The organism is Pseudomonas sp. F(2018) (assembly GCF_005508865.1).
Taxonomy (GTDB): Bacteria; Pseudomonadota; Gammaproteobacteria; order Pseudomonadales; family Pseudomonadaceae; genus Aquipseudomonas.
Map to the genome: position 1 here is coordinate 669,801 of NZ_SCOM01000002.1, position 25,632 is coordinate 695,432.

The 25,632-nt window shown below is 67.6% G+C and carries 21 protein-coding genes; 17 read left to right on the plus strand and 4 right to left on the minus strand.

Annotated elements, in window-relative coordinates; genetic code table 11:
• Positions 1-43: 43 nt before the first annotated feature.
• The 10 genes from edd (at position 44) to FFS62_RS11285 (ending at position 11,943) form a co-directional block, all read left to right on the plus strand.
• On the plus strand, positions 44-1,870 hold the full coding sequence (edd, locus tag FFS62_RS11240; RefSeq protein ID WP_137972902.1) for a phosphogluconate dehydratase: 1,827 nt from the start codon (positions 44-46) through the stop codon (positions 1,868-1,870).
• The gene (locus FFS62_RS11245; protein WP_137972903.1) at positions 1,867-2,820 is read left to right on the plus strand and encodes a glucokinase; all 954 of its coding nucleotides are present in this window, start codon (positions 1,867-1,869) and stop codon (positions 2,818-2,820) included. Before edd ends, FFS62_RS11245 begins: the two co-directional genes overlap by 4 nt.
• A 45-nt stretch (positions 2,821-2,865) precedes the next feature.
• Positions 2,866-3,603 (plus strand): response regulator, encoded by a 738-nt coding sequence (locus FFS62_RS11250; RefSeq protein WP_137972904.1) that lies wholly within the window; start codon positions 2,866-2,868, stop codon positions 3,601-3,603.
• Entirely contained in the window at positions 3,584-5,041 is a 1,458-nt protein-coding gene (locus tag FFS62_RS11255) for an ATP-binding protein (RefSeq protein WP_137972905.1), read from the plus strand. The genes FFS62_RS11250 and FFS62_RS11255 overlap by 20 nt, the downstream gene beginning before the upstream one ends.
• Positions 5,042-5,304: 263 nt before the next feature.
• A complete protein-coding gene (locus FFS62_RS11260; RefSeq protein ID WP_137972906.1) occupies positions 5,305-6,558 on the plus strand; it encodes an ABC transporter substrate-binding protein in 1,254 nt (417 codons plus the stop codon).
• 225 nt (positions 6,559-6,783) lie between these two features.
• Positions 6,784-7,692 carry a carbohydrate ABC transporter permease gene (locus FFS62_RS11265; RefSeq protein WP_137972907.1) on the plus strand — a complete coding sequence of 303 codons (909 nt, stop codon included), beginning with the start codon at positions 6,784-6,786 and terminating at the stop codon, positions 7,690-7,692.
• Positions 7,685-8,530 carry a carbohydrate ABC transporter permease gene (locus FFS62_RS11270; protein WP_137972908.1) on the plus strand — a complete coding sequence of 282 codons (846 nt, stop codon included), beginning with the start codon at positions 7,685-7,687 and terminating at the stop codon, positions 8,528-8,530. The genes FFS62_RS11265 and FFS62_RS11270 overlap by 8 nt, the downstream gene beginning before the upstream one ends.
• 11 nt (positions 8,531-8,541) lie before the next feature.
• Entirely contained in the window at positions 8,542-9,696 is a 1,155-nt protein-coding gene (locus FFS62_RS11275) for an ABC transporter ATP-binding protein (RefSeq protein WP_137972909.1), read from the plus strand.
• An 87-nt stretch (positions 9,697-9,783) separates the two neighbouring features.
• The gene (locus FFS62_RS11280) at positions 9,784-11,025 is read left to right on the plus strand and encodes a carbohydrate porin (protein ID WP_137972910.1); all 1,242 of its coding nucleotides are present in this window, start codon (positions 9,784-9,786) and stop codon (positions 11,023-11,025) included.
• A gap of 63 nt (positions 11,026-11,088) precedes the next feature.
• Positions 11,089-11,943, plus strand: coding sequence for a D-hexose-6-phosphate mutarotase (locus tag FFS62_RS11285; RefSeq protein ID WP_137973409.1), 855 nt, complete (start codon positions 11,089-11,091; stop codon positions 11,941-11,943).
• Positions 11,944-12,014: 71 nt separating this feature from the next.
• Here FFS62_RS11285 and FFS62_RS11290 read toward each other — a convergent pair whose 3' ends face one another.
• Positions 12,015-12,875, minus strand: a complete 861-nt coding sequence (locus tag FFS62_RS11290; protein WP_171016340.1) for a MurR/RpiR family transcriptional regulator — start codon at positions 12,873-12,875, stop codon at positions 12,015-12,017.
• Positions 12,876-13,079: 204 nt separating this feature from the next.
• On the opposite strand from FFS62_RS11290, the gene zwf reads away from it, so the two are divergent.
• From zwf to FFS62_RS11310, 5 genes are all read left to right on the plus strand, one after another.
• Entirely contained in the window at positions 13,080-14,549 is a 1,470-nt protein-coding gene (zwf, locus tag FFS62_RS11295; RefSeq protein WP_137972912.1) for a glucose-6-phosphate dehydrogenase, read from the plus strand.
• Positions 14,536-15,252 carry a 6-phosphogluconolactonase gene (gene pgl, locus FFS62_RS11300; RefSeq protein ID WP_137972913.1) on the plus strand — a complete coding sequence of 239 codons (717 nt, stop codon included), beginning with the start codon at positions 14,536-14,538 and terminating at the stop codon, positions 15,250-15,252. The genes zwf and pgl overlap by 14 nt, the downstream gene beginning before the upstream one ends.
• A 67-nt stretch (positions 15,253-15,319) precedes the next feature.
• A complete protein-coding gene (locus tag FFS62_RS11305; protein ID WP_137973410.1) occupies positions 15,320-15,958 on the plus strand; it encodes a bifunctional 4-hydroxy-2-oxoglutarate aldolase/2-dehydro-3-deoxy-phosphogluconate aldolase in 639 nt (212 codons plus the stop codon).
• A 43-nt stretch (positions 15,959-16,001) separates the two neighbouring features.
• The gene (locus tag FFS62_RS23165) at positions 16,002-16,166 is read left to right on the plus strand and encodes a hypothetical protein (protein WP_171016311.1); all 165 of its coding nucleotides are present in this window, start codon (positions 16,002-16,004) and stop codon (positions 16,164-16,166) included.
• A 26-nt stretch (positions 16,167-16,192) separates the two neighbouring features.
• The gene (locus tag FFS62_RS11310) at positions 16,193-17,818 is read left to right on the plus strand and encodes an NADP-dependent glyceraldehyde-3-phosphate dehydrogenase (protein ID WP_137972914.1); all 1,626 of its coding nucleotides are present in this window, start codon (positions 16,193-16,195) and stop codon (positions 17,816-17,818) included.
• An 18-nt stretch (positions 17,819-17,836) separates the two neighbouring features.
• On the opposite strand, the gene FFS62_RS11315 is transcribed toward FFS62_RS11310, so the two are convergent.
• Genes FFS62_RS11315 through imuA form a run of 3 tightly spaced genes read right to left on the minus strand, consistent with a single transcriptional unit; the run spans position 17,837 to position 22,924 of the window.
• Positions 17,837-20,908: an error-prone DNA polymerase gene (locus FFS62_RS11315; RefSeq protein WP_137972915.1), complete on the minus strand. Its 3,072-nt coding sequence runs from the start codon at positions 20,906-20,908 to the stop codon at positions 17,837-17,839.
• Complete coding sequence (locus FFS62_RS11320; RefSeq protein WP_137972916.1) at positions 20,905-22,311, minus strand: DNA polymerase Y family protein; 1,407 nt, start codon at positions 22,309-22,311, stop codon at positions 20,905-20,907. The genes FFS62_RS11315 and FFS62_RS11320 overlap by 4 nt, the downstream gene beginning before the upstream one ends.
• A gap of 7 nt (positions 22,312-22,318) precedes the next feature.
• Entirely contained in the window at positions 22,319-22,924 is a 606-nt protein-coding gene (gene imuA / locus FFS62_RS11325; protein WP_137972917.1) for a translesion DNA synthesis-associated protein ImuA, read from the minus strand.
• Between the two features lie 195 nt (positions 22,925-23,119).
• Here imuA and dnaX point away from each other — a divergent pair, with 195 nt between their 5' ends.
• Both dnaX and FFS62_RS11335 read left to right on the plus strand, forming a co-directional pair.
• Entirely contained in the window at positions 23,120-25,276 is a 2,157-nt protein-coding gene (gene dnaX, locus FFS62_RS11330) for a DNA polymerase III subunit gamma/tau (protein WP_137972918.1), read from the plus strand.
• Positions 25,277-25,286: 10 nt separating this feature from the next.
• Positions 25,287-25,613, plus strand: coding sequence for a YbaB/EbfC family nucleoid-associated protein (locus FFS62_RS11335; RefSeq protein ID WP_137972919.1), 327 nt, complete (start codon positions 25,287-25,289; stop codon positions 25,611-25,613).
• Positions 25,614-25,632: the final 19 nt, after the last annotated feature.

Here is a 25,632-nt window from a genome sequence, read left to right on the forward strand (position 1 = left end):
TTCGGTTTGTATAAAAACAAGATATTCAACCGGAGTCGATGCCATGCATCCGCGTGTTCTTGAAGTCACCGAGCGCCTGATCGAGCGCAGTCGCGCCACCCGCGCACGCTACCTGGCGATGATCCATGCGGCCGCCAGCGAGGGGCCTGTGCGCGGCAAGCTGCAGTGCGCCAACTTTGCCCACGGGGTTGCCGGTTGCGGTAGCGGCGACAAGCAGCGCCTGCGCCTGATGGACTCGGCCAACGTTGCTATCGTCACCGCCTACAACGACATGCTCTCGGCCCATCAGCCCTATGAGGTGTATCCCGAGCAGATTCGCCAGGCCTTGCGCGACATCGGTTCGGTCGGCCAGGTCGCCGGTGGCGTGCCGGCCATGTGCGATGGCGTGACCCAGGGCGAGCCGGGCATGGAGATCGGCATCGCCAGCCGCGAAGTGATCGCCATGTCCACCGCGGTGGCGCTGTCGCACAACATGTTCGACGCCAACCTTTGTCTGGGCATCTGCGACAAGATCGTCCCCGGCCTGCTGGTCGGCGCCCTGCGCTTCGGCCACCTGCCGACCATTTTCGTGCCGGCCGGGCCGATGCCCTCGGGGCTGTCCAACAAGGAGAAGGCCGAGGTGCGCGAGCGCTACGCCGAGGGCAAGGCCAGCCGCGACGAGCTGCTCGCCTCGGAAATGGCCGCCTACCACAGCCCCGGTACCTGCACCTTCTACGGCACCGCCAACACCAACCAGATGCTGATGGAGATCATGGGCCTGCACCTGCCGGGCGCCTCCTTCGTCAACCCGGGCACGCCGCTGCGCGATGCCCTGACCCGCGAGGCGGCGCAGCAGGTGGTGCGCCTGACCCGCCAGGGCGGGCAGTTCCTGCCGCTCGGCGAGATCATCGACGAGCGCGTGCTGGTCAATTCCATCGTCGCCCTGCACGCCACCGGCGGCTCGACCAACCATACCCTGCACATGCCGGCGATCGCTCAGGCGGCCGGTATCCAGCTGACCTGGCAGGACATGGCCGACCTCTCCGAGGTGGTGCCGACCCTGGCCCACGTCTACCCGAACGGCAAGGCCGACATCAACCATTTCCATGCCGCCGGCGGCGTGGCGTTCATGGTTCGCCAGCTGCTGGATGCCGGGCTGCTGCATGAGGACGTCAACACCGTGATGGGCCGCGGCCTGCGCCGCTACACCCAGGAGCCGTTCCTCGAGGACGGCCAGCTGGTGTGGCGGGAAGGGCGCAGCGAGAGTCTGGACGAGAGCATCCTGCGCCCGCTGGAGCGGCCGTTTTCCGCCGAGGGCGGCCTGCGCGTGATGGTCGGCAATCTTGGGCGCGGCGTGATGAAGGTCTCCGCCCTGGCGCGCGAGCACTGGGTGGTCGAGGCGCCGGCGCGGGTGTTCCATGATCAGCAGGAACTGGCCGATGCCTTCAAGGCTGGCGAGCTCGAGCGGGACCTGGTGGCCGTCATGCGCTTCCAGGGCCCGCGCTTCAACGGCATGCCCGAGCTGCACAAGATGACGCCGTTCCTGGCCGTGCTGCAGGATCGCGGTTTCAAGGTGGCGCTGGTCACCGACGGTCGTATGTCGGGCGCCTCGGGCAAGGTGCCGGCGGCGATCCATGTCTGCCCCGAGGCCTATGATGGCGGCCCGTTGGCGCGTGTGCGCGACGGTGACATGATTCGCGTCGATGGCGAGTCCGGTACCCTGCAGGTGCTGGTCGATCCCGTCGAGCTGGCGGCCCGCGAGCTGGCTACGCCGCCTGGTGGGCAGGGCGTGGGCTGCGGCCGCGAGCTGTTCGCCTTCATGCGCGCCTCGTTCAGCTCGGCCGAGCAGGGCGCCAGTGCATTCACCTCGTATCTGGAGACGCTGCGTTGAAACTGGCCCTGGTAGGCGATATCGGCGGGACCAATGCGCGCTTCGCCCTGTGGCGCGACGAGCAGCTGGCGTCGGTGCGGGTGCTGGCGACTGCCGACTTCGCCACGCCGGAACAGGCGATCGGCCGTTACCTCGATGACCTCGGCCTGGCGCCGGGCAGCATCGGCTCGGTGTGCCTGGCGGTGGCCGGGCCGGTGGGCGGCGAGCATTTCCGCTTCACCAACAACCACTGGCGCCTGAGCCGCGGCCCGTTCTGTAAAGTGCTGCAGGTCGATGAGCTGCTGCTGGTCAACGACTTCACCGCCATGGCCCTGGGCATGACCCGCGTGGCCGAGCACGAGCGCATACAGATCTGCCCCGGCGTGGCCGAGCCGGGCAGCCCGGCCGTGGTGATCGGCCCCGGCACCGGCCTGGGCGTTGGCACGCTGCTGCCCCAGGGCGAGGGGCGCTGGCAGGCGCTGCCGGGCGAGGGCGGGCATGTCGATTTGCCCATCGGCAGCCCGCGCGAGGCGCAGTTGTGGCAGCAACTATTCAATCAGCTGGGTCATGTGCGCGCCGAAGATGTGCTCAGCGGCAACGGCCTGCTGCAACTCTATCTGGCCATGTGCACGGTGGACGGCCATACGCCGCTGCTGAATTCCCCGGCGCAGATCACCGCCGCGGCGCTGGCCGGCGAGGCGCTGGCGGTGCAGGTGCTGGACCAGTTCTGCGCCTGGCTCGGTCGGGTGGCCGGCAACAACGTGCTGACCCTCGGCGCCCGTGGCGGCGTGTACATTGTCGGCGGCGTGGTGCCGCGTTTCGCCGCGTTCTTCCAGGGCAGTGGCTTCCAGCGCGCCCTGTCCAGCAAGGGCTGCATGAGCGGATACTTCGAGGGTGTTCCGGTATGGCTGGTAACGGCCGAGTATCCTGGCCTGGAAGGTGCCGGCGTAGCGTTGCAGCAACACCGGTAAGATCGGCATTGCCTGGGTAACCCCAAAAGAACAAGGACGGCGGACGTGAGCCAAGCCGGAAAATCCATTCTCCTGGTCGACGACGACGAGGAAATCCGTGACCTGCTCCAGGTCTATCTCAGTCGCGCCGGCTTCCAGGTGCGCGCCGTGGCCGATGGTGCGGCGTTCCGTCAGGCCCTGGGCGAAGCCATCGCCGACCTGGTGATTCTCGACGTGATGCTGCCCGACGAGGACGGTTTCAGCCTGTGCCGCTGGATGCGCCAGCACCAGCGCTTCGCCCAGGTGCCGATCATCATGCTCACCGCCAGCTCCGACGAGGCCGACCGGGTCATCGGCCTGGAACTGGGCGCCGACGACTATCTGGGCAAGCCCTTCAGCCCGCGCGAACTGCAGGCACGGATCAAGGCGCTGCTGCGGCGTGCCGGTTTCGGCCAGGAGCGCGGTACGGTCGAAGTGCTGGCCTTCGACGAGTGGCGCCTGGACATGATCAGCCACCGCCTGTTCCACCTCGATGGCGAGGAGGTGATTCTCTCCGGCGCCGACTTCGCCCTGCTCAAGCTGTTCCTCGATCACCCACAGCAGATCCTCGACCGCGACACCATCGCCAACGCCACCCGTGGCCGCGAAGTGATGCCGCTGGAGCGCATCGTCGACATGGCGGTCAGCCGCCTGCGCCAGCGCCTGCGCGATACCGGCAAGGCGCCGCGGCTGATCCGCACCGTGCGTGGTTCCGGCTACCTGCTCGCGGCCAGCGTCACTGCGCATGCCGGCGCTGCGCTCTAGGTTGCGCCGGCTGTTGCCGGTACCGCGCTCGCTGCTCGGGCGCATGCTGCTGTTGACCCTGCTGGTGGTGCTGGTGGCGCAGGCGCTGTCGAGCCTGATCTGGGTTTCGCAATTGCGCGCCAGCCAGATGGATGGCCTGCTGACCAGCACGCGCAGCCTGGCCCACTCCATGTCTGCCAGCGTCAGCTACTTCCGCTCGCTGCCGCTGGGCTTTCGGCCGATGGTGCTGGACCAGCTGCGCAGCATGGGTGGTACGCGCTTCTTCGTCTCGCTCAACGACAAGCCGCTGGACATGCAGGTGCTGCCGGAAACTCCGCGCAAGCGCGCGGTGCTGGCCGAGGTCGACGCCGTGTTGCGGCAGAATCTGGGGCGCAACGTCGACCTGCTGGTGCAGTTCGTCAGCCCTGAGGACCTGCGCATCTTCAATGGCGAGCTGAAGCTCGACGAGGTGCCGCGCTCCTGGGCGCATTACGCGCTGAGCCTGGAGCCGCTGAATCCGCCGGTGCTGGTGACGCAGATCCGGATCGCGCCGAACGAATGGCTGTACCTGGCCTCGCTGATGCCGGCGCCCTACGTCAGCCTGGAAGATGAGGGCCTGCCGATGCAGCAGGTGTGGTTCATCTTCCTCACCAGCAGTTTCCTGCTGCTGTTCATCGGCATCCTCGTGCACTGGCAGAGCCGGCCGCTCAAGCGCTTGGCCTCGGCCGCGCGGGAAATGTCGCTGGGCGCCAGCGTCGAGCCGGTGGAGGAGGCGGGCGGCAGCGAGGTGGTGGAGGTCAGTCGGGCCTTCAACACCATGCGCGAGCGCATCAGTCGCTACCTGAGCGAGCGCAGCCAGCTGTTCAGCGCGATTTCCCATGACCTGCGCACGCCGATCACGCGTCTGCGCCTGCGTGTGGAGCTGCTCGAGGATGAGGCCCTGCAGGCCAAGTTCAGCCGCGATCTCGATGACCTGGAGCTGCTGGTCAAGGGCGCGCTGCAGTGCGTGAAGGACACCGATATTCACGAGAACATCGAGCAGGTCGATCTCAACCACCTGCTGCACGGCCTGATCGAGCCCTACCTGGGCAACGGCCAGGTGACTCTGCAGGGCGCGGCCCAGGGCAGTTACCCGGGCAAGCCGCTGGCCTTGCGGCGCTGCATCGGCAACCTGGTGGACAACGCGCTGAAGTACGGCCAGCGCGCGCACCTGCATATCGAGGACGACCGCACGGCCTTCGTCCTGCATGTGGATGACGAGGGGCCGGGCGTGCCCGAGCAGCGGCTGGAGCAGGTGTTCGAGCCGCATTTCCGCCTCGCCGGTCAGCAGCAGGGCTACGGCCTGGGTCTGGGTATCGCGCGCAGCCTGGCGCACAGCCATGGCGGCGAGGTGACCCTGCAGAACCTGCGCGAGGGCGGCCTGCGGGTGACGCTGCGACTGCCGCGCCTGGTGGCCTGATTGGCTTCGCTCCCGTCCGCGGCGGCGGCCGCCGGTTCTCTCTTGGGTGCTGCCGCGGGGCCGCTCTAATGCCCGTCCTGCGCTGCGCGTCGCCAAGTTATCTGCGCATGCCACCATCCGGATACAAATGCCGCGCTTATGTAACCGTTCGGTGACGTTCGCGCATCCCTTTGTTACCCGCCGCGAGAGGCGGCGTGGTTAGACTTCAATGCAAGCGCAAGCACCATGACTTGCACTGGCATAACAACAATAAAGGTACTTCCATGAACGCGATCTCCCGCCTGGCCGTTGTCGTTTCCCTCGCCTCGTTGTTCCCTCTTTCCGCCCTTGCCGGTGAAGTCGAAGTCCTGCACTGGTGGACCTCGGGTGGCGAAAAGCGCGCAGCCGATACGTTGCAGAAACTGGTCGAAGACAAGGGCCACACCTGGAAAGACTTCGCCGTCGCCGGTGGTGGTGGTGAAGCCGCCATGACCGTGCTGAAGACCCGCGCCGTGTCCGGCAACCCACCGTCCGCCGCGCAGATCAAGGGGCCGGACATCCAGGAGTGGGGCGAGCTGGGCCTGCTCACCGAGCTGGACGAGGTCGCCAGCGAAGGCAAGTGGGACAGCCTGCTGCCCAAGCAGGTGGCCAGCGTCATGAAGTACGACGATCACTACGTGGCCGTGCCGGTCAACGTGCACCGGGTCAACTGGTTGTGGATCAACCCCGAGGTGTTCAAGAAGGCCGGCGCCACGCCGCCGACCACCCTCGACGAGTTCTTCGCCGCCGCCGACAAGCTCAAGGCCGCCGGTTTCATCCCGCTGGCCCACGGCGGCCAGCCCTGGCAGGACGGCACCGTGTTCGAGGACCTGGTGTTCGCCATCCTCGGCCCGCAGGGTTACCACAAGGCCTTCGTCGAGCAGGACAAGGCGACGCTGACCGGCGACAAGATGGTCGAAGTCTTCGCCACCCTGAAGAAGCTGCGCGGCTATATCGACGCCGATGCCGCCGGCCGCGACTGGAATACCGCCGCGGGCCTGGTGATCAACGGCAAGGCCGGCATGCAGATCATGGGCGACTGGGCCAAGAGCGAATGGACCGCCGCCGGCAAGGTTGCCGGTCAGGATTACCAGTGCCTGCCGTTCCCCGGCACCCAGGGCAGCTTCGCCTACAACATCGACTCCCTGGCGATGTTCAAGCTCAGCGATGAAGACAACCGCAAGGCGCAGAACGACCTGGCGCGCACCGTCATGTCGCCGGAGTTCCAGCAGTTCTTCAACCAGAACAAGGGCTCCATCCCGGTGCGCCTGGACCAGGACATGAGCAGCTTCGACAGCTGTGCCCAGCAGTCGATGAAGGACTTCAAGGAGGCCGCCGCCGGTGACGGCCTGCAGCCGAGCCTGGCCCACGGCATGGCCGCCTCCAGCTACGTGCAGGGCGCGGTGTTCGACGTGGTCACCAACTTCTTCAACGACCCGGCCGCCGACCCGAAGAAGGCCGCCCAGCAACTGGCTGCCGCCATCGAAGCGGTGCAGTAAGGCGCCTGCGGCCGTCACCTAGACGGCCGCTGTCGTAGGGCGGGCCCGGCCCGCCGTTTCCCTGGTTTTCGATTCCGGGTGCATGCCTCGCGGCATGCGCTGTGGGAACGGTCGCGCCGATTTTCTGCCGGCGCGCACCGGGTAGGGCGGGTGCAACCCGCGTTCTGCAATACCGATGGAGATGCGGGCTGCACCCGCCCGGCATCCGTGCCACTGGAGTCACCCATGAGTTCTATCGCAGTTTTCGCCAAGGCATCGCCGTTCGATGCGCTGCAGCGCTGGCTACCCAAGCTGGTGCTGGCGCCGAGCGTGCTGATCGTGCTGGTCGGCTTCTACGGCTACATCCTGTGGACCTTCCTGCTGTCCTTCACCAACTCGCGCTTCATGCCCAGCTACAAGTGGGTTGGCCTGCAGCAGTACGAGCGCCTGCTGGACAACGATCGCTGGTGGGTAGCCAGCCACAACCTGCTGGTGTTCGGTGGTCTGTTCATCGCCATCAGCCTGGTGCTCGGCGTGTTCCTGGCGGTGCTGTTGGACCAGCGCATCCGCCGCGAAGGCTTTATCCGTACCGTCTACCTGTACCCCATGGCGCTGTCGATGATCGTCACCGGCACGGCCTGGAAATGGCTGCTCAACCCCGGCCTGGGCCTGGACAAGCTGATGCGCGACTGGGGCTGGGAAGGCTTCCGCCTGGACTGGCTGGTGGACCCGGACCGGGTCGTCTACTGCCTGGTGATCGCCGCCGTGTGGCAGTCCTCGGGCTTCGTCATGGCGCTGTTCCTCGCCGGCCTGCGCGGCGTCGATCAGTCGATCATCCGCGCCGCCCAGGTCGATGGCGCCAGCCTGCCGACCATCTATCTGCGCATCGTCCTGCCGAGCCTGCGCCCGGTGTTCTTCAGCGCCCTGATGATCCTCGCCCACATCGCCATCAAGAGCTTCGACCTGGTGGCGGCGATGACGGCCGGCGGCCCCGGCTACTCCTCCGACCTGCCGGCGATGTTCATGTACGCCCACACCTTCACCCGCGGCCAGATGGGCCTCGGCGCGGCGAGCGCGATGCTGATGCTCGGCGCCGTGCTGGCGATCATCGTGCCGTACCTGTATTCCGAACTGAGGAACAAGCGCCATGACTAGCCTGGCCGGGAAATCTTCCTTCAGCCTCAGTCGGGCAGCGGTCTACGCGACCCTGATCGTCGCCTGCGCGGTCTACCTGATCCCGCTGCTGGTGATGCTGCTGACCAGCTTCAAGACGCCCGACGACATCCGCACCGGCAACCTGCTGTCGCTGCCGGACGTGTTCACCCTGATCGGCTGGGTCAAGGCCTGGGACAGCGTCGGCGGCTACTTCTGGAATTCGGTGAAGATCGCCGTGCCGGCGGTGCTGATCTCGACCTTGCTCGGTGCGCTCAACGGCTACGTGCTGTCGATGTGGCGCTTCAGGGGCTCGCAGCTGTTCTTCGGCCTGCTGCTGTTCGGCTGCTTCCTGCCGTTCCAGGTGGTGCTGCTGCCGGCGTCCTTCACCCTCGGCAAGTTCGGCCTGGCCAACACCACCGCCGGCCTGGTGCTGGTCCACGTGGTATACGGCCTGGCCTTCACCACGCTGTTCTTCCGCAACTTCTACGTCAGCATCCCGGACGCCCTGGTGCGTGCGGCGCGCCTGGATGGCGCCGGGTTCTTCACCATCTTCGGGCGGATCCTGCTGCCCATGTCGGTGCCCACCATCATGGTCTGCCTGATCTGGCAGTTCACCCAGATCTGGAACGACTTCCTGTTCGGCGTGGTGTTCGCCAGCGGCGACAGCCAGCCCATCACCGTGGCCCTCAACAACCTGGTCAACACCAGCACCGGGGCCAAGGAATACAACGTCGACATGGCCGCCGCGATGATCGCCGGCCTGCCCACCCTGCTGGTCTACGTGCTGGCCGGCAAATATTTCCTGCGCGGGCTCACGGCCGGCGCCGTCAAAGGCTGAGGTAACGATCCATGGCAACCCTCGAACTGCGCAACGTCAACAAGTGCTATGGCAGCGGCCTGGCGGACACCCTCAAGGACATCGAGCTGTCGATCGACTCGGGCGAGTTCCTGATCCTGGTCGGTCCGTCCGGCTGCGGCAAATCCACCCTGATGAACTGCATCGCCGGCCTGGAGGACATCAGCGGCGGGGCGATCCTAGTCGACGGCGCCGACATCAGCGCGCAGAGCCCCAAGGATCGCGACATCGCCATGGTGTTCCAGTCCTACGCGCTGTACCCGACCATGACCGTGCGCGACAACATCGCCTTCGGCCTGAAGATCCGCAAGATGGCGCCGGCCGACATCGAGGCCGAGGTGGCTCGGGTGGCCAAGCTGCTGCAGATCGAGCATCTGCTGATGCGCAAGCCCGGCCAGCTCTCCGGCGGCCAGCAGCAGCGCGTGGCCATGGGCCGGGCGCTGGCGCGGCGGCCGAAGATCTACCTGTTCGACGAGCCGCTGTCGAACCTCGACGCCAAGCTGCGCGTGGAGATGCGCACCGAAATCAAGCTGATGCACCAGCGCCTGAAGACCACCACGGTCTACGTCACTCACGACCAGATCGAGGCCATGACCCTGGGCGACAAGGTGGCGGTGATGAAGGACGGGGTGATCCAGCAGTTCGGTACCCCGCAGCAGATCTACAACGACCCGGCCAACCTGTTCGTCGCCAGCTTCATCGGCTCGCCGCCGATGAACTTCATCCCGCTGCGCCTGCAGCGTCGCGATGGCCAGGTCTGGGGCCTGCTCGACAGCGGCCAGGCCCGCTGCGAACTGCCGCTGGGCGCGCTGGAGGAGGGCATGGAGAGCCGCGAAGTGATCCTCGGTGTGCGCCCGGAGCAGATCCAGCTGGCCGGCGGCAGCGAGCTGCCCTCGATCCGCGCCGAGGTGGAAGTCACCGAGCCGACCGGGCCGGACACCCTGGTGTTCGTCAGCCTCAACCAGACCAAGGTCTGCTGCCGCCTGGCGCCCGATGCGGCGCCGCAGGTGGGCGACAGCCTGGTCCTGCAATTCGATCCCGACAAGACCCTGCTGTTCGACGCGCAAAGCGGCGAGCGGCTGGGCCTGCCGGGAAAGACCCGCGCCAGTGAACGCACGACCAACGTCGCGCGCTTCATCGGGCGCTGAAAACGCGGCCCGGGCGCGGGCTGCCGTCTCTCTGCGCGCCGGGTTGGCTATCCAGGCAATACAACAATAAAAACCTGTGGAGTGGATATGAACGCGATCAATAGAGGTTTTTGGCTGGTCCCCTGCGCGCTGCTGGCGCTGCCGGGAGCGTCCTGGGGCGTGGAGCTGGCGCCCGGCACGGAGTTCACCGGCTACGTGCGCAGCGGCGCCGGCGGCTCCGTGGAGGGTGGCTCGCAGGCCTGCTTCCAGCTGCCCGGCGCCCGGTCCAAGTACCGCCTCGGCAACGAGTGCGAGCAGTACGCGGAGCTGGATCTGCGCCAGGACCTGCTGACCCTGGATGACGGCTCGCAGATCAGCGTCGAGGGCATGGCCCAGCTGTACAACGAGTACGGCCACACGCCCAAGTTCACCGGCGACTACGGCTTCGCGCGGATGAACCAGATGTACGCCGAGTGGAGCAACATGTCGGCGCTCAATGGCGGCTCGCTGTGGGCCGGTCGCCGTTTCTACAAGCGTAACGACATCCACATCTCCGACTTCTACTACTGGAACCAGAGCGCCACCGGTTTCGGCCTGGACAGCGTGAAGATCGGTGACCTCAAGTACAGCTACGTGTTCTCGCGCAAGGACGACTACTTCCAGGAACCCTACATCAATCGCCACGACTTCAACGTCGCCGGGTTCCAGACCAACCCCAATGGCGAGATGGAAGTCGGCGTCAGCTACATCGACAAGCCCGACAGCACCGATGCCCACAGCGGCTGGTCGGTCACCGCGCAGCACAAGCAGAAGGAGTTCCTCGGTGGGGTCAACACCTTCGCCCTGCAGTACGGTGAGGGCCCGGGCACCGGCCTCGGCTACACCGGCGATCCGACCCTGGACAGCAGCGCCACCAGCTGGCGCGCGGTGGAGTTCTTCGACTTCCAGCTGACCCCGCGCCTGGGTGGCCAGGTCGAGCTGGTGTACCAGAAGGACAAGCGCGATGACGGCGCCGACCAGAACTGGCTGTCCGTGGGTGGCCGTGCCAGCTATGCCATCACCGAGGAGTTCAAGCTGGTCGGCGAGATCGGCCGCGATCAGGTGGAGGCGCCCGGCGGTACCCGCAAGCTGACCAAGTTCACCATCGCGCCGACCTGGGCGCCGGCCGGTCCGGGCTTCTGGACCCGCCCGGAAGTGCGCCTGTATTACACCTACGCCAACTGGAACGAGGCGGCGCAGCGCGCGGCGAGCATGCTCGCGGCGGGCTCGGCCCTGTCCGACACCGGCGTGTTCGGCGACGACCTGCACGGCTCCAACTTCGGCGTGCAGGTGGAGTACTGGTGGAAATGACCGGGCAGGAGTGGCGTCGTCGTGGCCGTTGAGCCACACCACGCGCCTGTCGGGCGCAGCGCGCTGGCGGAACATCCGCTGGCGGCGCTGTTCCGTTTTCCGTCGCGCCAGGTGTTCCGCTGGGACAGGCATCAGGGGCGCGACATCCTGCTGATCGACCATCCGCTGTGCCAGGCGGTGTTCAGTCGGCAGGGCGGTCAGTTGCTGCACTTCCAGCCCCGTGGCCAGCGCCCGTGGCTGTGGTGTGCGGCGCACTGGCACAACCTCGGCGCCATTCGTGGCGGGGTTCCGGTGTGCTGGCCGTGGTTCGGTCGGCATCCCAGCGAGAGCGGCTGGCCGCACCATGGCTGGGCGCGGCTGAACGACTGGCGGCTGGTCGGCAACGAGGCCGACCGGGATGGCGTGCGCCTGTTGTGGCGCCTGGAGCTGTGCGACTGGCGGGTGCAGCTGAAGGCCCATCTGGGCACGGAGCTGGACCTGCAGCTGGTGACCCGGCATGGCGACAGCGAGCCCTGCCAGCTCAGCCATGCCCTGCATGCCTACTGGGCGGTCAGCGATGTGTCGCGGGTCAGCCTGGGTGGGCTGGAAGGGGCGCACGGGCGCGATCTGCTGCTGCGCGAGCCGTGCCGGCAGGACGGCGAGCTGCGGGTCGGCGAAGCCTGCCATCGGGTGTTTCGCCAGGCGGGAGTCCTGCAGCTGCAGGACCTGGCGTGGCAGCGACGCCTGCGCATCGATACCGGTGCAGGCCCCAATTGCGTGGTCTGGCACCCGGGTGGCCGGCCGCTGGCTGAGGTGTCCTGGCGCGAGGCGCTGGGCTTTCTCAGCGTGCAGGTGGCCGGTTGTGGCGAGGACAGCCTGACCCTGGAGCCCGGCGAGGAGGCGCTGCTCAGCCTACACGCCAGGCTGGAGCAGGGCTGAACCCCGAGCGCCCGGGGGTGGTCTCCTGACTATCGATCCTGCGCGGTCCGTCAGGCGGCGCAGGGGATTGCTCAGTCGGCTTCGCCGTCGCTGGGGAAGCGGCTGGCGTTGAGGCTTTCCTTGATCTTGCGCAGGTGCGGATGGAAGTCCACGCCGCGGCGCAGGGTCATGCCGGTGGCCAGCACGTCGAGCACGGTGAGCTGGATGATGCGCGAGGTCATCGGCATGTAGATGTCGGTGTCTTCGGGCAGCGGGATGTTCAGGCTCAGGGTGCTGGCCTTGGCCAGTGGCGAGTCGGCAGCGGTCAGGCCGAGCACCGAGGCGCCGTTCTGCCGCGCCAGGCGCGCCACCTCCACCAGTTCGCGGGTGCGGCCGGTGTAGGAAATGATTACGAACAGGTCGCCCGTGTGCGCCACCGAGGCGAGCATGCGCTGCATCAGTACATCGGAATGGGCGGACACGGCGAGGTTGAAGCGGAAGAACTTGTGCTGGGCATCCAGGGCCACCGAGGCGGAGGCGCCGAGGCCGAAGAAGTGGATCTGCCGGGCCTGGATCAGCAGATCCACGGCGTGGCTGATCAGCTGTGGGTCGAGCTGTTTGCAGGCGCTGTCCAGCGAGGTGATGGCGCTGCCGAAGATCTTGCGGGTGTAGGCCTCCGGGCCGTCGTCGGCCTCGACCGCGCGGCTCACATAGGCCGCACCGCTGGCCAGGCTCTGCGCCAGCTGCATCTTCAGCTCGGGGTAGCCGCTGACGCCGAACGAGCGGCAGAAGCGGTTGACCGTCGGCTCGCTGACCTGCGCCTCCTGGGCCAGGGTGGCGATGCTGTAGCGCGTGGCTTGCTGCGGGGCGGCGAGGATCACTTCGGCGACCTTGCGCTCGGCCTTGTTGAGTTCGCCAAGGCGGTTCTGGATCTGCTCCAGCAGGTTGTTCACGCGGTCCATGTCGGTTCCTGGGAGGGGACTGCAATCGGACGCTTATCGTACTGAGCGTCCCGGTGTCCGGCCACCGGTATCTGGCTGGCAGTCAGGGATGAATAGAGGTTTTTGGTAAATGTAGTTTTATTACTACATTTTGTCTTGATGAATCACTTTTGCAGGTGTATTCATATGCCAATGTTTGACGAAAGAATAAATAAAATGACCGTTGACGCGATTGAACCCTGCACCTTCGCCCTGTTCGGCGCCTATGGCGACCTGGCCCTGCGCAAGCTGTTTCCCGCCCTGTACCAGCTCGACCGCGCCGGCCTGCTGCATGCCGACACCCGCATCCTGGCTCTCGGCCGGGAAGGCGGCGAGAACGCGCAACAGCTGCTGGTGATCGAAGGACATCTGCAACGCTATGTGCCTGCGGAGGAGATCGACGAGGCGTCCCTGCAGCGCTTCCTCTCCCGTCTCGGCCACCTGACCATGGATTTCCTCAGTGCCGAGGCCTATCCACTGCTGCTCGAACGGGTCGGCCAGGCGGAGCGGCTGATCGCCTATTTCGCCACGCCGGCCAAGGTCTACGGCGCGATCTGCGCCGGGCTGGCCGCGGTCGGCCTGGCCGAGCGCACCCGCGTGGTGCTGGAAAAACCCATCGGCCACGACCTGGAGTCCTCCCGCGCGGTGAACGAGGCGGTGGCCCTGCATTTCCCCGAGAGCCGCATCTATCGCATCGACCATTACCTGGGCAAGGAGACGGTGCAAAACCTGATCGCCCTGCGCTTCGCCAACAGCCTGTTCGAGACCCAGTGGAACCAGCACCACATCAGCCACGTGGAAATCACCGTGGCCGAGCAGGTCGGCATCGAGGGGCGCTGGGGCTATTTCGATCAGGCCGGGCAGCTGCGCGACATGATCCAGAATCACCTGCTGCAGCTGCTCTGCCTGATCGCCATGGACCCGCCCTCGGACCTCTCGGCCGACAGCATCCGCGACGAGAAGGTCAAGGTGCTCAAGGCGCTGGCGCCGATTACCAGCGAGCAGCTGGCGCACCAGGTGGTGCGCGGCCAGTACGTGGCAGGCAGCATCAAGGGCAAGGCGGTGCCGGGCTACCTGGAGGAAGAGAACTCCAACGCCCAGAGCGACACCGAGACCTTCGTCGCCCTGCGTGCCGAGGTGCGCAACTGGCGCTGGTCCGGCGTGCCGTTCTACCTGCGCACCGGCAAGCGCATGCCGCAGAAGCTGTCGCAGATCGTCATCCACTTCAAGGAGCCGCCGCACTACATCTTTTCCCCCGAGCAGCGGCCGATGATCAGCAATCGCCTGATCATCCGCCTGCAGCCGGACGAGGGCATTTCCCTGCAGGTGATGACCAAGGAGCAGGGCCTGGACAAGGGCATGCAGCTGCGCAGCGGCCCTCTGCAGCTGAGCTTCTCCGACACCTACCGCAGTGCGCGCATCCCCGATGCCTACGAGCGTCTGCTGCTGGAGGTGATGAAGGGCAACCAGAACCTGTTCGTGCGCAAGGACGAAATCGAATACGCCTGGCAGTGGTGCGACCAGCTGATCGATGGCTGGCAGCGCCAGGGCAGCGCGCCCAAGCCCTATGCGGCAGGAACCTGGGGGCCGACGGCCTCCATCGCATTGATCACCCGTGACGGCAAGGACTGGTATGGCGATCTCTGATTTGCAACTGCCGGCGCAGGTGCTCGGCTTCGGCCTGGGCAACGCCGAGCAGCTGGCTGGCGAACTGGCGGTCACCGTGGCCAACGCGTTGCGCCTGGCCATCGGCGAGTGTGGCGCCGCCAGCCTAGTGGTGTCGGGCGGGCGCAGCCCGATTGCCTTCTTCGAGCGCCTGGCACGCCAGGAACTGGACTGGTCGCGGGTGGCGGTGAGCCTGGCGGATGAGCGCTGGGTGCCGGTCGGCCACGCCGACAGCAATGAAGGCCTGGTGCGCCGCCACCTGTTGCAGGGCGCAGCAGCCAAGGCGCGCTTCATCGGCCTGTATCAGCCGGCCGCCACGCTGGAGGAGGCGGCCATGCTGGCGCACCAGGCGCTGGCCGAGCTGCCGCAGCCGATCGATGTGCTGGTGCTGGGCATGGGCGAGGACGGCCATACCGCCTCGCTGTTTCCCGCCAGCGGCAATCTCGACCTGGCCCTGAGCGCCGATTGCGCCCAGCGCTGCCTGCCGATGCATGCGCCCAGCGTGCCGCGTCAGCGCCTGAGCATGCCGCTGGCACTGCTGGCCGGCGCACGCCTGACCCTGCTCGCCGTGCAAGGCCGCGGCAAGCTCGACACCCTGCGCCAGGCCCTGGCCGCCGAAGGCGATGCCCAGATGCCGATCCGCGCCTTCCTGCGCCGACCTCTCGAAATCTACTGGTGCCCCTGAGCCCGAGGAGCCTGCCATGAGCAACATTTCCCAACGCAGCGCGAGCCGACGCGACGCCGTCCCCGACATGGCCGACAAGATCGAGCTGATCGACAACCTGTGCGCCCGTGCGCGCATCCTGCCGGTGATCACCATCGAGCGCGAGGAGGACGTGCTGCCGCTGGCCGATGCCCTGGCCGCCGGCGGGCTGGACACCATGGAGATTACCCTGCGCTCCGAGCACGGCCTGGGCGCCATCCGCACCCTGCGCGAGCAGCGGCCCAACCTGTGCGTCGGCGCCGGCACCGTGCTCGACGAGCTGATGCTGGCCGAAGCCGAAGCGGCCGGGGCGCAGTTCATCGTCACCCCCGGCTGCACCGCCGAGCTGCTGCGCGCCGGCGTCTACAGCCCGCTGCCGCTGTTGCCGGGCATCAGCAGTGCCTCGGAGATCATGCTCGGCTACGCCCTCGGCTACCGCCGCTTCAAGCTGTTCCCGGCGGAAATCTCCGGCGGCGTGGCGGCGCTCAAGGCCCTCGGCGGGCCATTCGGCAACGTGCGTTTCTGCCCAACCGGCGGCGTTACCCCGGACAACGTGCGCAACTACATGGCCCAGCCCAATGTGATGTGCGTGGGTGGTACCTGGATGATGGACCGCGATTGGATTCGCCAGGGCGACTGGGCGCGCATCCAGGCCGCCAGTGCCGAAGCCTTGCAGTTGCTGGCCTGAGGCCGGCGCTGCATCTACCGCTAGGAAACTTGAGGAGTTACCCATGAGTGAGAGCAAGCGAGACGCCGCCCCACGTGACCCGCAGGTCGAGCCGAATCTGCCGCGCGACTTCGATATCCGCGCGCGCTACGCCGAGCAGCAGGAGCTGCTCAACCCGCGCAGTGAACCGGTGCAGGGCGAAGTGCCCGCAACCCGTTCCGCACACTGATCCTCACTTCTTTATCAGGCCCCGTCATGACCACAGCCAGCCAGCTCGAGCATCTGTTTCCCACTCTCGCCGAGATTCCCGAGCGCTACCGTCCGGGCGCGCCCATCGAGCAGCGCGAGTACCTGGTCAACGGCGAACTGCGCCGCTGGGATGGCCCGCTGGCGAGCGTGCGCAGCCCGATCTTCCTGGCCGGCGAGCAGGGCGATCAGCAGGTGGTGCTGGGCAGCACGCCGCTGCTGGATGCCGAGGCCGCGCTGATCGCCCTGGATGCCGCCGTGCAGGCCTATGACCACGGCCAGGGCCTGTGGCCGAACCTGCGCGTGGCCGAGCGCATCCAGCATGTCGAAGGCTTCCTGGCGCGCATGCGCGAGCAGCGCGAGGCAGTGGTGCGCCTGCTGATGTGGGAGATCGGCAAGAACCTCAAGGACTCGGAGAAGGAGTTCGACCGCACCTGCGACTACATCGTCGACACCATCGAGTCGCTCAAGGAGCTGGACCGCCGCTCCAGCCGCTTCGAGCTGGAGCAGGGCACCCTCGGCCAGATCCGCCGCGTGCCGCTGGGCGTGGCGCTGTGCATGGGGCCGTACAACTACCCGCTGAACGAGACCTTCACCACGCTGATCCCGGCGCTGATCATGGGCAACACCGTGGTGTTCAAGCCAGCCAAGTTCGGCGTGCTGCTGATCCGCCCGCTGCTCGAGGCCTTCCGCGACAGCTTCCCGCCGGGGGTGATCAACATCATCTACGGCCGCGGCCGCGACACGGTCAGCGCGCTGATGGCCAGCGGCAAGATCGACGTGTTCGCCTTCATCGGCACGCACAAGGGCGCCGCCGACCTGAAGAAGCTGCACCCGCGCCCACACCGCCTGCGCGCCGCGCTGGGCCTGGATGCGAAGAACCCGGGCATCGTCCTGCCGCAGGTCGACCTGGACAACGCGGTGAGCGAGGCGATCACCGGCGCACTGTCGTTCAACGGCCAGCGCTGCACGGCGCTGAAGATCATATTCGTGCATGAAGACGTGCTCGACGCCTTCCTTGCCAAGTTCAGCGCCGCGCTCGCCGCGCTCAAGCCAGGCATGCCCTGGGATGAGGGCGTGGCGCTGACCCCGCTGCCCGAGCCGGGCAAGGTCGACTACCTCAACGGCCTGCTCGACGACGCCGTGGCCAAGGGCGCGCGGGTGGTCAACCCCGGCGGCGGCGCGCACCGGCAGAGCTTCTTCTACCCGGCGCTGCTCAGTCCGGTGACGCCGGCCATGCGCCTGTACCAGGAAGAGCAGTTCGGCCCGCTGGTACCCGTGGTGCCGTACCGCGAGGTGAAGGAGGTGATCGACTACGTGCTGCACTCGGACTACGGCCAGCAGCTGAGCATCTTCGGCAACGACTCGGCCGAGGTCGGGCGCCTGGTCGATGCATTCGTCAACCAGGTCGGTCGCATCAACATCAACGCCCAGTGCCAGCGCGGCCCGGACAGCTTCCCGTTCAACGGCCGCAAGAATTCCGCCGAGGGCACCCTGTCGGTGCAGGACGCCCTGCGCGTGTTCTCCATCCGCACTCTGGTGGCGACCCGCTTCAACCCGGAGAACAAGGCACTGGTCAGCGAGATCATCCGCAACCGCGAGTCGGGCTTCATCACCACCGACTACATCTTCTGACCGGGTTTGCAGCCGCGGCTAGTGGAAGTCGCGGCTCCGCACGTCCAGGCCGTCGAGCAGTGGCGTGAGGTCGTGCAGGCGACCGGCGATCACATGACGCACGCCGCTGGCTTGTTCCAGATGACCGTCCACCTGCATCAGCCGCGAGCCAACCAGCACGCGGCGCTGGCGCTCGGCCAGTTCGAGGCGAACCACCACGTTGAGCATGCCGTGCTCGTCTTCCAGGGTGACGAAGGTGATGCCGCTGGCGGTCTGTGGCCGCTGCCGGCCGATGACCAGGCCGGCGACCTTGACCAGGCGCCCGTTGCTGAGTCCGTCCAGCTCCCGGGAGCTGCGGCAGCGCCGTGCGCGCAGGTCATCCCGCAGCAGGGTCAGTGGGTGCGGGCCGAGGGTGGTGCCGATAGTGGCGTAGTCGGTCTGCACGTCCTCGCCCAGGCTGGGCTGCGGCAGATTAACGATTACCTCGTCGGCGGCCGGCAGCTCGGCGAACAGCGGCGCCTGGCGCTCCACGCCGGCTATCGCCCAGCGCGCCTGGTGGCGATGACCGACCAGGCCCTGCAGGGCGCCGGCATCGGCCAGCAGGGCGCGGCAGCGGTCGTCGAGGTCGACGCGCAGGCAGAGATCGGCGATATCGCTGAAGGGCTGCGTCTGGCGGACCCGCTCCAGGCGCTGCACCTGCTCCTCGCGCAGGCCGCGGATCAGGCGCAATCCCAGGCGCAGGGCGGGCTGCCCATCCGCAGCGGGCTCCAGGCTGCAATCCCAGTTGCTGTGGCGCGCGTCCAGCGGGCGGATCTCGACGTCGTGCCGGCGAGCGTCCTGCAGCAGCTGGTCCGGGCTGTAGAAACCCATCGGCCAGCTGTTGATCAGGGCGCAGACGAAGGCCGCCGGTTCGTGGCACTTGAGCCAGCTGCTGGCATAGGTGAGCAGGGCGAAGCTGGCCGAGTGGGACTCGGGGAACCCGTAGTTACCGAAGCCCTTGATCTGCTCGAAGATGCGTGCGGCAAACTCTGGGCTGTAACCGCGCGCCAGCATGCCTTCGGTCAGGCGCTGCTGGTGCGGCTCCAGGCCGCCGCGGCGCTTCCAGGCGGCCATGCAGCGGCGCAGGTCGTCGGCCTCGCCATGGGTATAGCCGGCGGCGACCACGGCCAGTTCCATCACCTGCTCCTGGAACAACGGTACGCCCAGGGTGCGCTCGAAGACCTTTTTCAGCTCCTCGCTGGGGTAGGTAACTGCCTCTTCGCCATTACGACGGCGCAGGTAGGGGTGGACCATGTCGCCCTGGATCGGCCCCGGGCGGACGATGGCCACCTCGATCACCAGGTCGTAGAACTTCTCGGGTTTGAGCCGCGGCAGCATGGCCATCTGCGCCCGCGACTCGATCTGGAACACGCCTATGGTGTCGGCGCGGCTGATCATCTCGTAGGTGGCCCGGTCCTCCTGGGGTAGCGTCGCCAGGGTCCAGCGCTGGCCGCGGTAGTGGGCGATCAGGTCAAAGCAGCGGCGCAGGGCGGTGAGCATGCCCAGGGCCAGCACATCGACCTTGAGCAGGCCGACCTCGTCCAGATCATCCTTGTCCCACTGGATCACCGTGCGCTCGGCCATGGTGGCGTTCTCCACCGGCACCAGCTCGCTCAGCGGCTGCTCGGAGATGACGAAGCCGCCGGGGTGTTGCGACAGGTGGCGGGGAAAGCCGATCAATGCCTCGGTCAGCGCCAGCACCCGGCGCAGCGCCGGGCTGTCCGGGTCGAAGCCGGCCTCGCGCAGGCGCTCGGGCGGCGGCAGGCGGTCGGTCCAGCGGCCACAGCAGTCGGCCAGGGCGCCTTGTTGTTCTGCCGGCAGACCGAGGGCCTTGGCCACGTCACGGATGGCGCCGGCGCCGTGGTAGGTGTTGACCACGGCGGTGAGGGCGGCGCGGTCGCGGCCATAACGGCGGAACACGTACTGGATGACCTCCTCGCGGCGCTCGTGCTCGAAGTCCACGTCGATGTCCGGCGGCTCGTTGCGCTCGCGCGACAGGAACCGCTCGAACAGCAGGTTGGTGCGGCCCGGATCGAGCTCGGTGATGCCGAGCACGAAGCACACCGCCGAGTTGGCCGCCGAGCCCCGGCCCTGGCAGAGGATGTGCTGGCTACGGGCGTAGGCGACGATGTCGTGCACGGTGAGGAAGTAGCTCTCGTAGCCCAGCTCGGCGATCAGCTGCAGCTCCTTCTCCAGCTGATCCCGCACCTTCTGCGTCGCACCATCCGGCCAGCGCTTGCGCATGCCTTGCTCGACCAGGTGGCGCAGCCAGCTGGTCGGCGTCTCGCCCCTGGGCACCACTTCATGCGGGTACTGGTAGCGCAGTTCGCTCAGGTCGAAATGGCAGCGCTCGGCGATGCGCAGGCTTTCTTCCAGCAGCTCCGGCGGGTACAGCGTGCACAGCTCCGCCTGAGTGCGCAGATGACGCTCGCCGTTGCTGAACAGATGCTGGCCGGCCTCGGCCACGCACAGGTGATGGCGGATGGCGGTCATGCAGTCCTGCAGGGCGCGGCGGCCGCGGGCGTGCATGTGCACATCGCCGCAGGCCACGGCGGGAATGCCGGTTTGCTCGGCCAGTGCCAGCAGCTCGGCCAGGCGCGAGGCATCGTCCGGGCCGCGGTGCAGCTCCACGCCCAGCCACAGACGCTGGGGGAACAGCGTCTGCAGCCAGTGGCCGTCCTGCGTGCTGTCCCGCTCGGGCAGCCACAGCGCCAGCAGGCCCTCCAGCGGCGCCGACAGGTCCTCACGCAGCAGGTGATAGCTGCCCTTGTCGGCACGCCGGCGGGCGCGGGTGATCAGCTGGCACAGGCGCTGGTAACCTGCCAGGTTCTCCACCAGCAGGACCAGCTTGGGACCGTTGTCGATGCGCAGCTCGCAGCCGACGATCAGGGGTACACCGCTTTCCTTGGCCGCCTGCCAGGCGCGCACGATGCCGGCCAGGCTGCATTCGTCGGTGATCGCCAGGGCGCGATAGCCCAGGCGCCGGGCGCGCTCGAACAGTTCCAGGGCGCTGGAGGCGCCGCGCTGGAAGCTGAAGTTGGACAGGCAGTGCAGCTCCGCATAAGCGCTCATGCGAACCACCCGTGCAGCTGGAACGGTTCATCCGTGCCGACGCTGCGGAACACCCAGGCGCGCTGGCCGCTGCGGGTCTCCACCAGGTAGTAGTCGCGGCGCAGGTCGCCACCGTCCCACCAGCCGGATTCGATGCGCTCCGGGCCGGCGAGGATGCGCGCCAGCGGTTCGCGCAGCGGCTGTGGCTCGTGCAGCAGCCAGCCCGGGCGCGGCCGATCGGCGAGAGGCATGGCCTTGCCGGGGAAGGGGCGCCAGGCGTGTTCGGGGCGCGGGTCGGCGTGGGCGTTGAGGCCGTGCAGGGCGTCATCGCCGAGGCGGGCGCGCAGGCGTTCGCGCAGTTGCTCCCAGCTCTGCTTCTGCTGGGGGCGTGGATCGAACAGCTCGCGGCATTCGGGCACGAAGGCCGGCAGGTCGCGGGCCGTCAGTTCCAGGGCCAGCACCGGCGCGGGCAGTTGCAGCTGCTCCAGGCGCACGCGGGTCAGCTCGAAGAGCAGGCCAGCGTCGCGTTCGGCGGCGAGCAGGCCGACCTTCAGCTCGGTGGCCACGCCGCTGCGGTGCTCCAGAGCCAGGCTGAAGCGCTGCACGCCACCGTCGCGGCTGGCCAGGTAGGCAGCCAGGTCGCCCAGTGTGCGGCGCAGCGGAAACAGCAGGGCCTGGTGCGAAGCGACCTCGAAGTTCAGCTCGATGCGCGTGCTGAACTCGTCCGGCGGCAGGTAGAAGTCCAGCCCCAGCGGACGGTGGCCGAGCAACTGGTCCAGGTGCCCCAGCAGCTGGGATGGAAAGCGCCTGGCCAGGCCTTCGCGCGGCAACTCCAGGACCTGGCGCAGCTGGCGCAGGCCCATGCGTGCAAGGGTGCCGGCCATCTCGCCGGGCAGGCCGGCGCGGTTGACCGGCAGCTGAGCGATGGCCCGGGGCAGTTGCCGCTCGTCGACGGCCAGCTCGGCGTGGGCATTGGCCAGGGCGCGGGCGGCGGCCGGATTGGGGGCGAGGACGATGCGATGGCGATAGCCCAGGGCATCCAGCTCCGTGCGCAGCCGTTGCTCCAGGCGGGGCCAGGGGCCGAGCAGGGCCAGGCTGGAATGCACCTCCAGCAGCAGGGCGCGCGGGTAGTGCAGGCTGACCTGCGAGCTGAAGCGGTAGGCCCAGGCGGCGAGGAACTGCTGGCAGCGCTCCACGGCGGCCAGGTCGTAGTCGGCAGTGGCGAAGTCGCGACTGAGCAGCTGGGCGGCGTTCAGCGCCATGCCGGGGCGCAGGCCGAGTTCGCGCGCCGCCGGGTTGAGCGCCTGCAGCACGCGGCGATTGGCCGGTCCGCTGAGCAGTGCCAGCGGCGCCTGCGGGTCGTCGCGCTGGCGCAGTGCGTGGTCCAGCGCCAGTTGCGGCAGGAGGATGCAGGCCCAGCGCATCCAAGCCTCAGAGCGCGATGGCGCGCGCCGGCGCCAGGCCGCCGCGGCACTTGAGCACGCGCACTTGCGCCGGCCCCTCCAGCAGCAGGCGCAGGGCGGCGGGCGAGGGGTTGTGGGCGGCACTGGCCGGACGATAGGCGAAGCCCAGGGTCTGCCCGGTTTCGGCGGCTACCTGCAGACGGCGCAGGGCGCGGTCGCTGGCCTGGCTCGGCCAGCACAAGACCGCACCGCAGCTGCCGGAGCGCAGGCACTGCTCGGCGGCCCATAGGGCGTCTTCCTCGTTGGCACGCACGACCTCCAGGTAGTGCAGATCGATACCGGCCACCTGCCAGGCTGGCGCGTAGGGCAGGAAGGGTGGAGCGATCAGCACCAGGCGCTCGCCGGCCTGGCTCAGGCGCGCCAGGGTCGGCCACAGCAGGTGCAGCTCGCCCAGGCCCGGCCTGGGCAGGAGGATTTCGCTGAGCGCCGCCTCTGGCCAGCCGCCGCTGGGCAGGGCGGCGTCCAGGCGGCTATGGCCACTGGGTTGCGGACTGCTGGGTTGGCCTTGGGGTTGCCCCTTCCAGACGCGGCGCTCGTCGAGCAGACGATCCAGGGCGATGACCGATGCATTCATGAGGAGCACCGGGAAGAAGGAGTGGGGAGGATGGGCATGGCAGTGTCGCTAAAATACTGTATATAAAAACAGTATTTGATCGGGCGCACCTCTACAAGTCCGCTCCGATGAGGGGTGCTGTCCACGGCGGATGCAATTTACCCGGTGCTCCGCTAGGATTAGCCACTTCCGCTTTCCCAGCCGCGACGGTTTTTCATGAGTTATCAGGTTCTTGCACGTAAATGGCGCCCGCGCAGCTTCCGCGAGATGGTTGGCCAGACCCATGTGCTCAAGGCCCTGATCAACGCCCTGGACAGCCAGCGTCTGCACCACGCCTACCTGTTCACCGGTACCCGCGGCGTGGGCAAGACCACCATCGCGCGGATCATCGCCAAGTGCCTGAACTGCGAAACCGGCATCAGCTCCACGCCTTGTGGCACCTGCTCGGTCTGCCGTGAGATCGACGAAGGCCGCTTCGTCGACCTGATCGAAGTCGACGCCGCGAGCCGCACCAAGGTCGAGGACACCCGCGAGCTGCTGGAGAACGTGCAGTACGCCCCCAGCCGCGGGCGCTACAAGGTCTACCTGATCGACGAAGTGCACATGCTCTCTACGCACTCGTTCAACGCGCTGCTCAAGACCCTCGAAGAGCCGCCACCCCACGTCAAGTTCCTGCTGGCCACCACCGATCCGCAGAAGCTGCCGGTCACCATCCTCTCGCGCTGCCTGCAATTCTCCCTGAAGAACATGCCGCCGGAGCGGGTGGTCGAGCACCTGACCCATGTACTGACCGCCGAGAGCATCCCGTTCGAGGAAGATGCCCTGTGGCTGCTGGGCCGCGCCGCCGATGGCTCGATGCGCGATGCCATGAGCCTCACCGACCAGGCCATCGCCTTCGGCGAAGGCAAGGTAGTGGCAAGCGATGTGCGCTCGATGCTCGGCACCCTCGATCACGGCCAGGTCTACGGCGTGCTGCATGCGCTGCTGGAAGGCGATGCCCGTGCGCTGCTCGAAGCGGTGCGTCACCTGGCCGAACAGGGCCCGGACTGGAACGGCGTGCTCTCGGAAATGCTCAACGTGCTGCACCGCGTGGCCATCGCCCAGGCGCTGCCGGAGGCCGTGGACAACGGCCAGGGCGACCGCGACAAGGTGCTGGCACTGGCCCAGGCGTTGCCGGCCGAAGACGTGCAGTTCTACTACCAGATGGGCCTGATCGGCCGCCGCGACCTGCCACTGGCGCCGGACCCGCGTGGCGGCTTCGAGATGGTGCTGCTGCGCATGCTGGCGTTCCGTCCGGCGGATGCCGATGGTGCGCCAAGGTCACCGCTAAAGAATCTGGGGATCAGCAAGGCCACAGCTGATTCCGACAAGACCCCGGTGGCCGGCGCAGCCCCCGTTGCCGCGCCGGCCGCTATCGTTGCTCCGGTTGCTCCGGTTGCTCCGGTTGTTGCGCAGCCTGTGCCCGTCGCCCAGCCTGCCGCGGCTCCGGCTCCGGCTCCGGCTCCGGCTCCGGCTCCGGCTCCGGCTCCGGCTCCGGCTCCGGCTCCGGTGGTTGCCGCCCCTGCGCCCGTACCGGCGCCCGCTCCCGTGATCGCGGCGCCGCCGGCCGAGTCGGCGGCTATGGTCGAGGCGGTCGCCGAGCCTGTCGTGGCCGTCGATGTGCCTTGGGAGACTGCCGCACCAGTTTCAGTCGAGGAGAGCCTGCCGGTTGCTCCGGCTCAGGTTCCGGCCGCGCCCCAGGCCGCCATCGTCGAAGGCCCGGCCGATACGCCGGTGGCACTGCCGCTGGAGTCGGCGGCGCAGGTGGTCGATACGGCTGCGAGCGCGCCGGCCGCCAGTGTCGAGGCCGACGATGACGACGAGCCGCCACCCGGTGACTACGACTACTACGAGCCTGACGCCGACAGCCTCGACTACGATTTCGATGCGCCGGCCCAGCCGGAAGCCGCCGTGGCAGAGCCGCTGCCGGCCGCGCAACCGGCCACCGGCCTGGCCGCCGAGTGGCTCGACCTGTTCCCGCGCCTGGGGCTTTCCGGCATGACGGGCAGCATCGGCGCCAACTGCACCCTGATCGAGGCCAATGGCGACGACTGGCTGCTGCACCTGGACCCGGCGCACAGCGCGCTGTTCAATGCCACCCAGCAGCGTCGCCTGAACGACGCGATGAACCAGCACCTGGGGCGCACTCTAAACCTGCGTATCGAGCTGGTGCGTCCGGAGCAGGAAACCCCGGCCCAGGCCGCTTCGCGCAAGCGCGCCGAACGCCAGCGCCAGGCCGAGCAGTCGATCCACGACGACCCGCTGGTGCAGCAGATGATCCAACAGTTCGGCGCGTCGATCCGCGCCGACTCCATCGAACCCTTGAACACTTGAGGACAGCATCATGATGAAAGGCGGCATGGCAGGCCTGATGAAACAGGCGCAGCAGATGCAGGAAAAAATGCAGAAGATGCAGGAAGAGCTGGCCAACGCCGAAGTCATCGGCCAGTCCGGCGCCGGCCTGGTGAGCGTGGTGATGACCGGTCGCCACGACGTCAAGCGCATCACCCTGGACGACAGCCTGATGCAGGAAGACAAGGAAGTGCTGGAAGACCTGATCGCCGCCGCGGTGAACGATGCCGTGCGCAAGGTCGAGCAGAACAGCCAGGAGAAGATGTCCGGCATGACCGCCGGCATGCAGCTCCCGCCCGGCTTCAAGATGCCGTTCTAAACCGGGCCGCTCAGTCGAC

Bases quoted from the DNA above. Each gene is read 5' to 3' on its own strand.
- dnaX (WP_137972918.1), top strand. From the start codon at position 23,120: ATGAGTTATCAGGTTCTTGCACGTAAATGGCGCCCGCGCAGCTTCCGC.
- FFS62_RS11320 (WP_137972916.1), bottom strand. From the start codon at position 22,311: ATGCGCTGGGCCTGCATCCTCCTGCCGCAACTGGCGCTGGACCACGCA.
- FFS62_RS11265 (WP_137972907.1), top strand. From the start codon at position 6,784: ATGAGTTCTATCGCAGTTTTCGCCAAGGCATCGCCGTTCGATGCGCTG.
- FFS62_RS11280 (WP_137972910.1), top strand. From the start codon at position 9,784: ATGAACGCGATCAATAGAGGTTTTTGGCTGGTCCCCTGCGCGCTGCTG.
- FFS62_RS11315 (WP_137972915.1), bottom strand. From the start codon at position 20,908: ATGAGCGCTTATGCGGAGCTGCACTGCCTGTCCAACTTCAGCTTCCAG.
- FFS62_RS11305 (WP_137973410.1), top strand. From the start codon at position 15,320: ATGGCCGACAAGATCGAGCTGATCGACAACCTGTGCGCCCGTGCGCGC.
- FFS62_RS11275 (WP_137972909.1), top strand. From the start codon at position 8,542: ATGGCAACCCTCGAACTGCGCAACGTCAACAAGTGCTATGGCAGCGGC.
- FFS62_RS11255 (WP_137972905.1), top strand. From the start codon at position 3,584: ATGCCGGCGCTGCGCTCTAGGTTGCGCCGGCTGTTGCCGGTACCGCGC.
- imuA (WP_137972917.1), bottom strand. From the start codon at position 22,924: ATGAATGCATCGGTCATCGCCCTGGATCGTCTGCTCGACGAGCGCCGC.
- FFS62_RS23165 (WP_171016311.1), top strand. From the start codon at position 16,002: ATGAGTGAGAGCAAGCGAGACGCCGCCCCACGTGACCCGCAGGTCGAG.
- FFS62_RS11270 (WP_137972908.1), top strand. From the start codon at position 7,685: ATGACTAGCCTGGCCGGGAAATCTTCCTTCAGCCTCAGTCGGGCAGCG.
- edd (WP_137972902.1), top strand. From the start codon at position 44: ATGCATCCGCGTGTTCTTGAAGTCACCGAGCGCCTGATCGAGCGCAGT.
- pgl (WP_137972913.1), top strand. From the start codon at position 14,536: ATGGCGATCTCTGATTTGCAACTGCCGGCGCAGGTGCTCGGCTTCGGC.
- FFS62_RS11335 (WP_137972919.1), top strand. From the start codon at position 25,287: ATGATGAAAGGCGGCATGGCAGGCCTGATGAAACAGGCGCAGCAGATG.
- zwf (WP_137972912.1), top strand. From the start codon at position 13,080: ATGACCGTTGACGCGATTGAACCCTGCACCTTCGCCCTGTTCGGCGCC.
- FFS62_RS11310 (WP_137972914.1), top strand. From the start codon at position 16,193: ATGACCACAGCCAGCCAGCTCGAGCATCTGTTTCCCACTCTCGCCGAG.
- FFS62_RS11260 (WP_137972906.1), top strand. From the start codon at position 5,305: ATGAACGCGATCTCCCGCCTGGCCGTTGTCGTTTCCCTCGCCTCGTTG.